At 70.9% G+C, this 12,310-nt stretch carries 17 protein-coding genes; 8 read left to right on the top strand and 9 right to left on the bottom strand.

What is annotated here, in order from left to right:
- Positions 1-195: 195 nt before the first annotated feature.
- Both HNR61_RS41800 and HNR61_RS41805 read left to right on the top strand, forming a co-directional pair.
- Positions 196-861, top strand: coding sequence for a cutinase family protein (locus tag HNR61_RS41800; RefSeq protein ID WP_182848688.1), 666 nt, complete (start codon positions 196-198; stop codon positions 859-861).
- Positions 862-1,035: 174 nt separating this feature from the next.
- On the top strand, positions 1,036-1,617 hold the full coding sequence (locus HNR61_RS41805; protein ID WP_182848689.1) for a hypothetical protein: 582 nt from the start codon (positions 1,036-1,038) through the stop codon (positions 1,615-1,617).
- A 389-nt stretch (positions 1,618-2,006) separates the two neighbouring features.
- On the opposite strand, the gene HNR61_RS41810 is transcribed toward HNR61_RS41805, so the two are convergent.
- The 3 genes from HNR61_RS41810 to HNR61_RS41820 form a co-directional block, all read right to left on the bottom strand.
- Complete coding sequence (locus HNR61_RS41810) at positions 2,007-2,582, bottom strand: CGNR zinc finger domain-containing protein (protein WP_182848690.1); 576 nt, start codon at positions 2,580-2,582, stop codon at positions 2,007-2,009.
- A gap of 389 nt (positions 2,583-2,971) precedes the next feature.
- The gene (locus tag HNR61_RS41815) at positions 2,972-3,469 is read right to left on the bottom strand and encodes a WD40 repeat domain-containing protein (protein ID WP_182848691.1); all 498 of its coding nucleotides are present in this window, start codon (positions 3,467-3,469) and stop codon (positions 2,972-2,974) included.
- Positions 3,470-3,676: 207 nt separating this feature from the next.
- The gene (locus HNR61_RS41820) at positions 3,677-4,219 is read right to left on the bottom strand and encodes a dihydrofolate reductase family protein (protein ID WP_182848692.1); all 543 of its coding nucleotides are present in this window, start codon (positions 4,217-4,219) and stop codon (positions 3,677-3,679) included.
- Between the two features lie 139 nt (positions 4,220-4,358).
- Between HNR61_RS41820 and HNR61_RS41825 the strand changes: the two genes are divergently transcribed.
- The 5 genes from HNR61_RS41825 to HNR61_RS41840 all read left to right on the top strand — a co-directional run bounded on the left by HNR61_RS41825 (position 4,359) and on the right by HNR61_RS41840 (position 6,690).
- Positions 4,359-4,949, top strand: a complete 591-nt coding sequence (locus HNR61_RS41825) for a TetR/AcrR family transcriptional regulator (protein ID WP_312898351.1) — start codon at positions 4,359-4,361, stop codon at positions 4,947-4,949.
- Positions 4,950-5,080: 131 nt separating this feature from the next.
- Positions 5,081-5,296 carry a recombinase family protein gene (locus tag HNR61_RS47080; RefSeq protein WP_220510439.1) on the top strand — a complete coding sequence of 72 codons (216 nt, stop codon included), beginning with the start codon at positions 5,081-5,083 and terminating at the stop codon, positions 5,294-5,296.
- Positions 5,293-5,517 carry a hypothetical protein gene (locus tag HNR61_RS47085; RefSeq protein ID WP_220510440.1) on the top strand — a complete coding sequence of 75 codons (225 nt, stop codon included), beginning with the start codon at positions 5,293-5,295 and terminating at the stop codon, positions 5,515-5,517. Before HNR61_RS47080 ends, HNR61_RS47085 begins: the two co-directional genes overlap by 4 nt.
- Before the next feature lie 451 nt (positions 5,518-5,968).
- Positions 5,969-6,136 carry a hypothetical protein gene (locus tag HNR61_RS41835; RefSeq protein WP_182848694.1) on the top strand — a complete coding sequence of 56 codons (168 nt, stop codon included), beginning with the start codon at positions 5,969-5,971 and terminating at the stop codon, positions 6,134-6,136.
- A gap of 113 nt (positions 6,137-6,249) precedes the next feature.
- A complete protein-coding gene (locus HNR61_RS41840) occupies positions 6,250-6,690 on the top strand; it encodes a hypothetical protein (RefSeq protein ID WP_182848695.1) in 441 nt (146 codons plus the stop codon).
- 33 nt (positions 6,691-6,723) lie between these two features.
- Here the strand turns inward: HNR61_RS41840 and HNR61_RS41845 are convergent, their stop codons facing one another.
- The 5 genes from HNR61_RS41845 to HNR61_RS41865 all read right to left on the bottom strand — a co-directional run bounded on the left by HNR61_RS41845 (position 6,724) and on the right by HNR61_RS41865 (position 10,873).
- Entirely contained in the window at positions 6,724-7,182 is a 459-nt protein-coding gene (locus HNR61_RS41845) for a hypothetical protein (RefSeq protein WP_182848696.1), read from the bottom strand.
- Between the two features lie 36 nt (positions 7,183-7,218).
- The gene (locus HNR61_RS41850; RefSeq protein WP_182848697.1) at positions 7,219-7,752 is read right to left on the bottom strand and encodes a hypothetical protein; all 534 of its coding nucleotides are present in this window, start codon (positions 7,750-7,752) and stop codon (positions 7,219-7,221) included.
- A gap of 369 nt (positions 7,753-8,121) precedes the next feature.
- Complete coding sequence (locus HNR61_RS41855; RefSeq protein ID WP_182848698.1) at positions 8,122-8,796, bottom strand: alpha/beta fold hydrolase; 675 nt, start codon at positions 8,794-8,796, stop codon at positions 8,122-8,124.
- A gap of 47 nt (positions 8,797-8,843) precedes the next feature.
- Positions 8,844-10,031 carry a YbfB/YjiJ family MFS transporter gene (locus tag HNR61_RS41860; RefSeq protein WP_182848699.1) on the bottom strand — a complete coding sequence of 396 codons (1,188 nt, stop codon included), beginning with the start codon at positions 10,029-10,031 and terminating at the stop codon, positions 8,844-8,846.
- Positions 10,028-10,873, bottom strand: a complete 846-nt coding sequence (locus HNR61_RS41865) for an alpha/beta hydrolase family protein (RefSeq protein ID WP_182848700.1) — start codon at positions 10,871-10,873, stop codon at positions 10,028-10,030. Before HNR61_RS41865 ends, HNR61_RS41860 begins: the two co-directional genes overlap by 4 nt.
- A gap of 79 nt (positions 10,874-10,952) precedes the next feature.
- Between HNR61_RS41865 and HNR61_RS41870 the strand changes: the two genes are divergently transcribed.
- Positions 10,953-11,552, top strand: coding sequence for a TetR/AcrR family transcriptional regulator (locus tag HNR61_RS41870; protein WP_182848701.1), 600 nt, complete (start codon positions 10,953-10,955; stop codon positions 11,550-11,552).
- 68 nt (positions 11,553-11,620) lie between these two features.
- Here the strand turns inward: HNR61_RS41870 and HNR61_RS41875 are convergent, their stop codons facing one another.
- A complete protein-coding gene (locus tag HNR61_RS41875) occupies positions 11,621-12,289 on the bottom strand; it encodes a sulfotransferase family protein (RefSeq protein WP_182848702.1) in 669 nt (222 codons plus the stop codon).
- Between the last annotated feature and the right edge of the window lie 21 nt (positions 12,290-12,310).

Consider the following 12,310-nt stretch of genomic DNA (forward strand, 5'->3'; position numbering starts at 1 on the left):
CAAATGTTTGCTTGAAGGGCGTCTCCCGGTTTCGATGATGATCTAGCGAGCATCAGTCCATTCACCGGAGCAGCCGCGCGGTCCACATGGGGACCACGGCCGGTATCCGCCAGGGATAGGGAGTGCCTGGCGCCGCTGCTCGGTCGACACCCCTGCTCGGTCGACACCTCAAACGCACCAAGAAGAGGGGATCGAATGAGAAGACTCTCCGCTCTATCGACCAGTCTGCTGGCGCTGACCGGACTCACCGTGCCGATGGCGCCCGCCGCGCAGGCGGCCTCGTGTGGGGGCACATACACGATCGCGGTCGGCGGCACCTGGGACAACGACTCCAGAATCTGGACAGGCAACGTCACCCAGCGGGTCGGCTACAACGCCACTCCGGCCCCCGCCTCCCCACCCACCGGCTACCACGTCCGGGAGGGCACCAACGAGCTGAACCGGCTCATCCGCAACCAGCGCAACGCGTGCCCGGGCCAGCACATCAAGGCGCTCGGCTACTCGCTGGGCGCCGCGGTGGTCCACACCTGGGTCACGGAGAACTGGCCGACCATCGACAACGTGAACGCGGTCCTGGTCGCCGACCCCAAGCGCCCGGCGGGCCCGGGTAACGCGGGGGCCGCGGCCCACCCGCTCGTCGCCCCCTTCGTCGGGTTCCCGCTCGCCCACGCCGACGATTTCTACGGCGACATCCCCACCGTGTCGATCTGCACCAACGACCTCATCTGCGACATCAACGCGTCCTCGGGCCTGCCCGGCTACCTGTGGGGAGGAAACCACGGGGCCTACAGCTTCAACGTCGACGACTACTCCAACGACGGCAACGGCACGTGGTACAACGGCCGGTTCTTCCCCCGGTAAGGAACTGCCAACCTAACGATGCCACTGGCCCTGCATCGGCAGATCTTGAGAACCCGCGGCTTCGTCAGTGCGCGGGCTCAACCCTGCCATCACCTCGGACTCGCATCACGACCCGGGTGATCGTCGAGCCTGGTTCGAATCTGCCGATGTAGGGCCGGACCAAAGGGGCCGCTGGTGGCCAACCGTGTCTGTGCCGAGAACGCGATACAGGCGGATGCGGACACAGTCGAGCTCGCCACCGATCCTGAGGAACGCAGCAACCCCGATCTTGGGGCGGACGCCGGTGTCCGCTTCGCCACCCCGCACTGGCGGCGTACTGCGGTGCGGGTTTACCTGGAATGGGTGGCTTGGCTGGATGCTGGTATAGGTCATGCGCGCTACCAGCCCGAACATGCGATCGTTGATCAGTTTCACCAGCTGTTCGGTGCCGGTCAGATGATGGAGGTCTGCTCCGACCACCACGACGATCGTGGTTCCTTCGTGGAGTTCGGCGGTGATGGCCCGGTGGGCGCCTTGGTGGGGGGGCGTGAACTCCACGCCGAGGCGCCGCAGCACAGCGCGCAGACTCCGCAGCGCGATGGCGATGTCATCGTCGCCAAGCGTGGTGGCTCCCTGCGCGGCGTATATCCCCAGCTCTCGACGCACAACCGGGTGAGAGCTTCAGCGGCGTCCACGTCCGAGCGCCCGTCAAGCGGCTCTTGCCCGAGCTGCTCCACAAGACTGGTGTTCAAGTTCCTGTTGAAGATCAACTGCTGAGGTTTTGATCAGACACGACGGGCCGAGAAGCGTCGGCTGGACTTCATCAACGCCACGCGTCGGCAGCTGGGCACGCGGGGGCATTCTTTGAGGTGGCTGTCCGGGCGTCCCCATCACGAGGACCCGGTATGGGAGCTGCGGCGTGCGCGGCATGGCTCCGGGGACAGCACCCATGGCCAGGTCGGTTGAGGCTCCCTGCCTGCGACGAGGGGGCCAGGCATTCCCAGGTGAGGGTGGGGGAGGGAGTACGGGGTTGCTCGGTGTGTCAGCCAGCTGAGGAGTTCACGGTCGAAGGCGGCGGATGGCTCTCAGCTGTGCCGTTGGGGTGCGCCTAACGCGATGAATGCGTCGCAGACATAGGACCTGCTTGGATGTACCGAGCGTAATGATCATTCCGCTGATCCGGGGTGTTTGCGCTGGTTGGCGTGGAAGCGCGCTTTCTTCTGGCGGTTTCCGCACGTGTTCATGTCACACCATTTGCGGGTGCGGCTTTGGCTGGTGTCGAAGAAGGCGGCTCGGCAGGTCGGTGACGCGCACAAGGCCAGTCTTCCGGGCCGTTCGCCTGCGATGATGCTGATCGCGTCGGCGGCGATCACGCTGAGGGCGTCTTCCACGCAGGAGTCCGGGCTGAGCCGCCATCGGCGCTTGCCCTCGGGTGTCAGGATCGCGGCGGCTCGACCCCCGGCACTGCGGTCATTGAGGACTTGGACGGCGGAGCCGGGGAGAGTTTCCTGGAGCGCGGCCGCTGTGGCGGCGGCGTGGATCGACTCCCGCAGTTCCCGGGCGAGGTCGAGCTGGGCGGTGGTGCAGGAGTCCACGGCCAGGCCGTTCACCGCCAGCCAGTCGACGAGCCGGCGCGGCGTGGGAATGCGCTCCACGGCGTCGCCATGGCGCTCGGTCAGGGTCGCCGTGAAGCTGGTCGCCGGCACGTTACCGAGGCGAAAGTCAGGGAACCCGGCTCGCATGGAACCACCTTAGCCGGTTGCCCGTGGTCGCGATGGCATGTTGGAACCGTCTTAGCTGGTTCTTGATCGTTCGCAGTCGGTTCCGCGATGGCCAGGAGGTCTCATGCCCCGCCCAACCCGCGACGTGCGAGCATTCCAAGCCCACGCGACTGACGCTGACCTCGACGACAGGCCGGCACCGGCCCCGCCGAGGACGAACCGCGCCGCAAGGCCTTCATCATCGAACGGCCCGCACCCGGCTGACTCCGCCTCAGGCCCCGCGCCGGCGCCTCGCCGAAGGCCGCCATGACCGCGGCGCACCCGACCCGCGCCGCGCTTGCACGACCAGCTTGCGCATCACCAGGTCCAGTTCGCTGTACATCCCACCGGACCGCCTCCACCTCGGCCAGCTAGGCATGCTCGTCGCTTCCGAACTCCGGAAGGTTCCAGACACGGACAGTGCCGTCCCGGCCGGCGGTGATGGCAGCGGAGCGGCCGTTCAGTTCGGTGAACCGGACGGCGAACACCTCGCTGAGCGCGTCCCGTTCCCCCGACCTGTGCGCGGTGTCCGGCCCCGCCGGCAGGCGCCCGTCGGCAACGTCCCACACGCACAGAGCGCCGTCCTGGCCGCCGGTCGCCGCGATCGTGCGACCGCCCACGACGGCGACGTCGAGGCACTCGATGCCGCCCCCCGGCACACTGAGCGGATCGGCCCACACCGGAGCGTCGGGGTCGCTGACATCGCAGACCGCGATGTTCCGCTCCCCGGCCGCCACCACGAACGCCCGGTCGTCCACGGTGGCCACTGCGAAATGGCCGAGGGCCGGGTCATCGAGGCCGTCGGGCTCGTCGAGTTCGACGGCCGGACCGTCCTCTTCGATGTCCCACACGAGGATGCCGCCCTGCACCCCAATGGACGCGATGACCGGCCGGCCCCACAGTGTTCCCGCCGCGACGCTCCCACCGCATTCCAACGCCACCGAGGACGAGGACGAGATCTGACCGCTTAGGCGTCCCACTCAGCCTCGGCCTGCCGCCTCATCTCTTCTCGCTCGGAGCGAATCGGAACTCGGAAACCGCCGTTAGTGGAGTTCTCGCAGGTCCGGGGTGGGTCTTTAACGGAGGACTCGGTAGCGAAGATGAGCCTCACTCGCGAAGGCTGATGTATCGAGGCGTTCAAGCTCGATGTGCCGCCCGAGGCCTGCGAACAGCGAGATGCCGTCGCCGAGCAGGACCGGCGCAACGTGCAGGTGGAGCTCGTCGACGAGACCGAGCCGTAGGCACTGTCGTGAGATGGTTCCTCCGAGCAGGCTGACCCAGCCGTCCCCGGCCGCTTGCTTGGCCAGCCGGACGGCCTCGTTGATGTCGTCGACGACGAAGTTGTACGTGATGCCGTCGCGCTCGATCGGCTCATGGGCGCTATGGGTCATCAGGTAGACCGGGACCTTCAGCATGCCGCCATACGGGATCTCGCCGTCCTCGATGGTCTGGGTCTTGTTCGCGCCGCCGACCACCGCGCCGATCCGGCTCATCACTGTCTCGACGACGGCGCCATCCTCGGGAGCGGAGGGTCGGCCGAACATCCAGTCGACCCCGCCGTCCTGCTTTGCCAGGAACCCGTCAAGGGTGATGGTCGCGTGAACGATCACGGTAGCCATAAGCCGCTCTTCTCTCATAGAGGTGAGTCGATCGACTCACCTCTATGAGGCTAGTCGTGTTCGTCATGGTGAGTCAAGGAACTCGCCTCGATGGGATACTGAACAGATGACACGTGGACGCTCCTCGTACCACCGTGCGGTGGCCGCGACCAATCGCGAGGCGATCCTGGGCGCCGCCGCGCAGCTCTTCCTGGAGTTCGGGTACGACCGCACGCCACTGGCACGTGTCGCCGAGCGCGCAGGGGTGTCCAAGGCGACGCTCTTCAAGCAGTTCCCGACCAAGGCCGAGCTCTTCGAGGCAACGGTGCTCGCGGCAGGCGGATCGCCGGCTCCAGAGCCGGTCGAGATCCCGACCGGCGACCTCTACGCGGGCTTGGTGGTGCTAGGTCGCGCGTATGCGGAACTGTTGACGCGTCCTCGCATGGTCGCCCTGATGCGAACCGTGATCGCCGAATCACACCACTTCCCCGAACTGCGCGAGCGGACCTTCGACTTCGGCACGCTGCCTGTGCTGCAGGCGCTGGGGCGCTATCTGCGGGAGGCGCACTCCGCAGGAAGCGCCGACATCGATGATCCGGATCTGGCATCCGCACAGTTCCTCGGCATGATCGCGTCCGCGGTCTTCTGGCCGCGCCTCATGCACGGCACGTGGTCGATCACCAGGGAGGAGCAGTCGCGAGCGGTCGACGAAGCAGCCCGAACGATCGCCGCGCGCTTCGCAACTCCCTGACGTGATCATCTGCGTTCGGGGCAGTGCCCGACCTTAGGCGTACAGCCCCACCTCGCCCGGCGCCGCTCCGTGCTGGAGCAAAGCGCTGCCGCCGCCGACAGCGCCGGCCCGGCTGAGCGCAAGCGCACCGGGTGTACGCCGCTCGCGTCGTAGCCGCCGAACTCACCGCGCTGGCCGACCACCTCACCGCCCACGGCCTGGTCCTGGAGATGCTCGCCGGACCCCTCACCGGCATCTACGACCCGTCCGGGGCCGGGAAGACGCTGTTCGCCTTCTTCGCCGCGATGGCCGAGACCGAACGCGAGACCATCCGCGAGGCCGCCCCACCGTCGTCACCGACGACATGATCCACACCCTCCTGCGCCGCCGCGCGGGCGGCGAGTCGGTCGAGGCCATCCGCCAGGACCTGATCATCCCCACCGGCAAACGCAAGGGCCAAAACCCGTCCCTGGCCAGCCTCTACCGCGCCCTGGCCGCCCACGAGCAGGCACAACGCCACCCCGGCACCGTCGCGGCCGCCCGCGCCGAGTACACCACCACCCACACCGCTGCCCAGGAACCCGCATGAGCGCGGCGCCCGAACGGTCCGCCCCCCGAACCGTCCGCGCCGGACGACGACATCACCGCTGGGGACCACGCCGGGGAAGAGCAGGAGTACGTGCGGCTCCCGACCGAACCGAACGAACCCGCCGCCACCATGGGTTCGGGGCGGGCGCCGCTCTCAAACGAGGCATGGACGGCCAGGAAACCCCAAGGCGTCCCACCCCAAACCCAGACGGTCGTCCGGATCTCGCGCCACACCAGAACCGTTAACACCGAATTAGGAAACCCGCCCGAAGGTCGGAGGCGGGGCACTCCATGGCGGGATTCAGCCTGCCGCCTCACGATCGACCAACGCAACGGCCCGCGCTACCCACCCCGGTCAGGAGAGAGTCCCGGGACCCCGGATGGCGGTAGTTCCGGCCCCGCCTGCTCCCTAACGCCACTGGCCGAGTGGTTGTTGCTCAAGCCCCGACGTCGTGTCCGCCACGATCGAGTACCGCCTGGACGGCCGCCGGTGGACGCATTCGTTCACGTCCCGCCGGTTCGGCGACGAAGAACTGCCCGACGTCCTGGGGGAGTCCGGACTGTCGCTGGACCGCTTCCTCGACGAGGAGGGCGGCTGGATCCTGGCACGCCCCGCGTGAGCGGTGCCCAGCCCGCCTCCCGGGGGTTGCCGAGGACGTCTCCCCGCGATGGCCCGGGAGGGGTTCTGTTAGGGTCCGACCCCGATGACCGCTCTCTGCCCCCCGGAGCCGACGTGACCTCCAAGACCGCGATCGTGGCGGCCCTCGGCGCCCTCCTCCTCGGCTCGGCGGCCTGCGACGGCGAGGACGGGCCCAAGGGCGGCTCGGCCGTGCCGTCGACGAGCGCGTCCGCGTCGGGGACGGCCGCCGCGACGGCGCCGCCGGCGACCACGCCGGGCACCGGCGCCTCCACCGCCGCGCCCCGGCCCAGGCCCACCAAGCCGGAGATCAGCGACAGCCGGGAGATCGTGATGATCGATCCGGAGGGCAAGCGCCACACGTTCCGCACCATGGTCGAGATGGCCGCGGGCATGCGCGCGGCCATGGGCGACGACCCGCCCCCGAACTTCTGCGCCACCTCCTACGAGCAGGGCGTCAGGGAGGGCGGGAAGTTCCCCGCCGGCCGCCGGGCCTTCATGGCGGCCTGCCAGGAGGGCTGGCGCAAGGCGTCCTGAACGCCGGGCCGCGCGCCGGCCCCCGGCACCGCCTCATCCGACCGGATCCCACCGGACCCACTGGTCGATGCCGTTGAGCCGGTAGCGTTCGTCACCGTCGTCGAACCGCCATCTGGCCATGAGCCGTCGCGCGTCCGCCGGCGCCCGGCGGTGAGGCGCCAGCAGCGATTCCAGTTCGTCGTACCGCGCGTCGACGCCTCCGGATCCCGGATGGCTGTCGAGGTCGGCCTCTCCCGCCTCATGACGGCGCAGCCATCTGATGTAGAGCGCCCACTGCTCGCGTTCCATCGCCACCGCCTCCTCGCTCGCGGGCCAGACGGCGTAGGGGTCCTCAAGGGCATCGGAGTCCAGGCGTTCGAAGTAGTGCGGCACACCGTCGACATCGGCGAGACCCTTGAGCGGCCCGTCACGCCGTTCGAGTTCGACGTGCACGCGTCCGAAGCCGTCGGCGATCAGGGTTCGTTCGTCGTATCCACCCGGATTGTCGTCCATGACGGCAGGCTACCGAGGGCAGGTTCCCCCGCCATGTCATTCGGTGGTGCCCCGGGGGGAGTGGGCGGTGAGCTCGCGGATGGTCTCCCGCCAGGTGGTGTCGACCTTGACGACCGTGTCGCCGGGCAGCCGGGCGCTGGACGCGTCCTGGACCCACCGCGTGACCTCGTCCAGGGTCATGCCCTGCTTGCGGTCGGCCGCCACGGCCCTGACGGTCCGCTCGTCGGAACCGGAGGCGCCGTCCGTCTCCTTCCCGGTGCCCCGGCCGCGCATGTCCTTGTACATGGAGTAGGTGCCGACCGCGGCCACGACGGCCACCAGCACCCTGATCACGGTCCACAGCCAGTCGGGCATGTCGACGTCGGGCAGCACCGCCAGGACGTCGTAGCCCAGGAGGTCCAGCGCGATCAGGAACAGGGCGACGAGGAACGGCGGCACCCAGTAGAGGAGGAGCGTCCTGCCGACCGCGGCCCGCCGGGACCGCCGGGGCCCGAGGTCCTCTGTCCTCGGGTCAGGTGCCGGACCATGCCCGTTCTGGTCGACGGGCCGGTCCTTGTCGAGTTCGGCCATTTCGCGGTGGTCCTTTCTGCCGCGCGACGGTGGGCCGGACTCGGTGGGCTCCGTGATGCCGTCGTTCCCGGACCGCCCGGCCCGATGGTCATGTGTGGAGGGCGGGGAGCCGGGGCGGTGTTCTCGCCGGCCGGCTTCCCGCGCGTCCGAGATGACCGCCGCACGCCGACCGCCGAATCGATCAGGACTCGTCCGTGGCCACCCTCTTGTTCGGTGAGATGGCGGCCGGCGGGGAACGGTTCATGATCTGGGACGTCGATTCGGCGAACGAGAGTCCGGGGCGCGGTCGCGCCCGGACGCGCGGGTGGCGGGACGTCCGCTTAGTGATCTACATCGTAAAGGCGGGGGGCTTTTGATCATGATCTTCGGTCAACGGGGTTCGGCGACCTCCAGCAGGATCCGGGCCAGGTCCTGAGGCGCGTCGCGCATGAGGTTGTGGCCGCCGTCCAGGGCGTGCGTGCTCCAGGCGGGGTTCTCTCGCAGCCGCTGGTAGACGGAGGTGAACGGGGACGGGCCGTCCCATCCCGTCGCGTACACGTAGACCCTGCGCCGGAGATGCGAGAGGTCGCCCGTCAGCCGGAGCGGCTGGAGCAGCGAGGCGAGTGGATGAGGGGTGGCGCGCGGGTCGAAGAACGGCAGCGGCCGTACCGCGTAGCCGGTGTCCACCACGTCCGTGTACCACTTCCGCTCCTGTTCCGTGACCAGGGTCCAGCAGGAGTCGCCGTGCTGGGGCACGACGGCGTCCAGGTACACCAGGGAGGCGACGCGGTCGGGCGCGCGGTCGGCCGCGCCGGTGATCACCATGCCTCCGTAGCTGTGGCCGGCCAGGACCGCGTCGCGTATGTTCTCCGTCTCCAGCACGGCGGTGACGTCCTGGATGTGGGTGTCGAGGTTGACCGCGCCGGGCAGCAGGTGGCTGCGTTCGCCGAGCCCGGTCAGCGTCAGCGGGTGGACGGTGTGGCCCTGGGCGCGCAACCGGCCGCTGAGCTCCTCGAAGCACCAGCCGCCGTGGCACATCCCGGGGATGAGGACGAAGTTCGCCATCGCTCGCCTTCCTGTTCTCTTCGGGTCGTCGTTCGGAGGAGTGGGGTTCATGGTCGCCGCGGCGCGGGGCGCTCGCGGTGTCCGGCGGCGATCAGGGCCGCCGCGAGGCACAGGATCGCGGTCCAGGCGAGGGCGGCCTCGGTGGAGGTGCGGTCGGCGACCAGGCCCGCGATCCAGGGCCCGGCCGTCTGCCCGGCGGCGAACACCGTGGTGAACGCCGCCAGTGTGGCGGTCCAGTCGGCGGGGGCGGTGCGGGTCCTGATGAGGGCGGTGACGGCGGCGGGGACGCCCATGAACGTCGCCCCGTAGACCAGCGCGGACAGCAGGATGACCGGTGGCGTGGGCGCGGCCAGCGCCAGCGCTGACCCACCGCCCAGGACGGCGAGCAGGGTCGTGAGGGCCCGCGTGCCGGGCCACCGGGCGGTCGGCCGGCTCCACAGCGCGGGCGCCGCCATGACCGCGAGGCCCAGCACGGTCCAGGTGAGCACCACCTGCCCGAGGGAGGCGTTCCGGTCGGCCAGGTAGGCGGACAGGAACGTGATGTAGGTGATGTACCCGGCGGCGAACAGCAGGTAGGCGAGGGCCGGTCTCCACAGGGGCCGCATCCGGGCGCGGCCGGAGCCCGCGTCCCGCGCGCCGTCCTCCGTGCCCGCCGCGGTCCAGCTCGCCGCGGTCGCCAGCGCGGCGGCGACGGCCAGGCCGAGCCAGGCCGGGCGCCAGTGCTCGCCCAGCGCCGGGATGGCCGCGCCGCTGAGCGCGATTCCCAGCCCCGTCCCGGCGAAGTACACGGTGATGGGCAGGCCGGAGCCGGCGCGGGCGGCGATACGCGAAGCGATCACCCCGCCGCTGACGAACACGACCGCTCCGGTCGCTCCGGCGAGGACCCGCGCGGCCAGCAGCGCCGCGTAGGCGTCGCTGACGGCGGTGGCGGCCAGCGACACGGCCGTGAGCGCCATCCCCGCGCGGAAGGCGGTGGCGGTGCCCCGGCGGCGGACGACCGCCGCGGTCGCCAGCGCGCCGAGGAGGTAGCCCAGCCCGTTGGCCGTGCCCATCCCGCCGGCCTCGGCCAGCGTCCAGCGCAGATCCTCCCGCATGGCGGGCAGGAGCAGGCCGTAGGCGAAGCGGGAGATCCCCAGGGCCGACGCGGTTCCCAGGGCGAGCCGGACGGCCGTCCAGTGGTGTCCCGGCGCGGGGCGGGACGTGGAGTCGACGGTCCCGGCGGGGGAGGGGCTCACCGGGGGGCGCCCTTCAGGTGCCGGTCGAGGAAGTCGATCACCCTGCGGGCCAGGGCGACCCGGTGGTCGGACAGGGCGTGGTCGGTGTCGAGGACATGGTGTTCGAGGCCCGGGACGGGGTGGGCGCGGTAGGCCTCCACCAGGGGCCGGTGGTGGGTGTCGGCGGGGGTGACCGGGTCGCGGCCGGTGCCGATCAGCAGCACGGGACGGGTGGCCAGCCGGGGCGCGAGGCGGGCCAGGCTCCACGAGTCCCCGGCCGCCTCCATCTCCGCGACCAGCGCCCGCGCACCGGTGCCGTGCAGGGGGAGCAGCTCGCCCGCCCAGTCCTCGAGGTAGGCGGCCCGCGCGGCCGGGTCGGTCCGGCAGGCGGCGGCGGCCGTCCCGAGGTCGAACCCGGCCACCGAGCCGACCGCGGCCACGCCGGGGTCGGAGGCCGCGGTCATCAGGGCGGCGAAACCGCCCAGGCTGTGGCCGACGACGGCCAGCCGGTCCGGGTCGAGGGCGTGGACGCCGGCGGTTCCGGGCTCGCGCAGGCGGGCGACCACGTGGGCGGCGTCCTCCAGCACGTGCGCCCACGACCAGGAGCCGCCCATCCCCCAGGAGCCGCGGTAGTGGAACACCAGCGCCGCGTAGCCCGCCCGCCGCGCCGCCTGCGCGAGGTCGAAGTTGCGCTCGTGCCCCGGGAAGCCGTGCAGCAGGACCACGACGGGGTGCGGGCCGGGGCCGGGCGGCAGGTGCAGGACGCCCAGCAGCGTCGTGCCCGCGCTCTGGAAGGTGACGGGCACCGTGCGGGCGGCGGGCCCTCCGGGGTGGACGGGATCGGTGACAAGCGGGTCCGGCACAGCGTGCTCCTCAAGATAGAACCGACCGGTTCGATGTGAACGCTAGCAGCACATCGAACCACCCGGTACCATCTCCGGTGTGCCCGTTCCCAAAGGCAGCAGCCTCGACCCCGACCGCACCCGGGCGGCGATCCTCCGCACCGCCGAGGGGATCCTCTACGCGCGCGGGCTCGACGGCGTGGGCATAGCGGAGCTGTGCGCCGAGGCGGGCGTCTCCAAGGAGACGCTCTACCGCCACTTCGGGTCCAAGGACGGGCTCGTCCGCGCCGTCCTCGAAGCCCGCAGCGACCGCGTCACGCGCTGGCTGGCCCAGGCCGCCGCCGACGCGGGCGACGAGCCCGCGGCCCAGCTCGCCGCGGTCTTCGACGCCCTCGGCCGCTGGTACGGCGAGCCCGGCTTCCGCGGCTGCGCGATCGTCAACGCCGCCACCCAGCGCCACACCGTCCCGGCCAGCGGCATCGCCACCCGCCACCTCGGCCGCCATCTGGACCTGCTCACCGCGATCGCCGAGCGGGCCGGAGCCGCGGACCCCGCCGCGCTGGGACGGCAGCTCCTCCTGCTCCTGGAGGGCGCGACCGTGGTCGCCGACCACCTCGCGGCCCCCGGAGCCGCCGACGACGCCCGGGATGCGGCCCTCGCCCTCCTGGACGGCGCGGCCCGGACGGCGCACCGGGACTGACCACCGGACGCCGCGTCAGGCGAGGGCGTCCCCGGCCCCCGCGTGAGCACGGGATCGAAGGCGGCCGCTCACCGCTGGACCATGAGGCGCAACATCATGCGGCGGGCGTTCGCGTTGAAGGCGGCGGTGTCGTTGACGCGCGGGAACGGCTCGTCCGGAACGGGCACGCCGAGGAAGGCGCACAGCGGCTCCCACCCCTGCCGCACCTCGAAGACGAGCAGCCGTTCCGGCGGGATCGCGGCGACCACCTCCCGCGTGTGCCGTTCGAACGCCGCGACCAGCTCCTCGTCGGAGAGGCCGGGGAAGTCGCGGATCTCGGGCATCCGCGAGGTCATCTCGACGAACTTGGCCACACCCGTGCCCAGCGTCCTCGACGCCCCGAGCATGAGCCGCACGGGCGCGGAGTCCTGGCGGGAGTGCCGGTCGAGGATGGTGGCGCGCATGCTGGCCACCCATCCCTTGGGGTCGCGGACGCTCAGCACGACCTTCGCGTCCGGATAGTGCTCGGCCGTCTCGCGCCAGTAGGCCGCCGACGGCCAGTCCACGCACGACCGGTAGCCGGAGAACAGCGTCTCCCAGGCGACCGGTTCACCGCGCGTCTTGGCGCGCCAGGCGTCGAGCTGGCCGGGCCGCAGCATCTCGCTCATGTGGTGGCACGGCCCGAACCCGAGCCTCTCAAGGGCGGCCTTGAGGGAGAGCGTGCCAGTCCGTCCGTATCCCGCACCGATCACATCCACGAGGTGACCGTCACATCCGGC

Source organism: Actinomadura kijaniata (assembly GCF_014138665.1).
Taxonomy (GTDB): domain Bacteria; phylum Actinomycetota; class Actinomycetes; order Streptosporangiales; family Streptosporangiaceae; genus Spirillospora; species Spirillospora kijaniata.

Coding starts and splice junctions, on each gene's coding strand:
- HNR61_RS41800 (WP_182848688.1), top strand. CDS start 196: ATGAGAAGACTCTCCGCTCTATCGACCAGTCTGCTGGCGCTGACCGGA.
- HNR61_RS41810 (WP_182848690.1), bottom strand. CDS start 2,582: ATGCGAGCCGGGTTCCCTGACTTTCGCCTCGGTAACGTGCCGGCGACC.
- HNR61_RS41820 (WP_182848692.1), bottom strand. CDS start 4,219: ATGGCTACCGTGATCGTTCACGCGACCATCACCCTTGACGGGTTCCTG.
- HNR61_RS47085 (WP_220510440.1), top strand. CDS start 5,293: ATGATCCACACCCTCCTGCGCCGCCGCGCGGGCGGCGAGTCGGTCGAG.
- HNR61_RS41845 (WP_182848696.1), bottom strand. CDS start 7,182: ATGGACGACAATCCGGGTGGATACGACGAACGAACCCTGATCGCCGAC.
- HNR61_RS41850 (WP_182848697.1), bottom strand. CDS start 7,752: ATGGCCGAACTCGACAAGGACCGGCCCGTCGACCAGAACGGGCATGGT.
- HNR61_RS41855 (WP_182848698.1), bottom strand. CDS start 8,796: ATGGCGAACTTCGTCCTCATCCCCGGGATGTGCCACGGCGGCTGGTGC.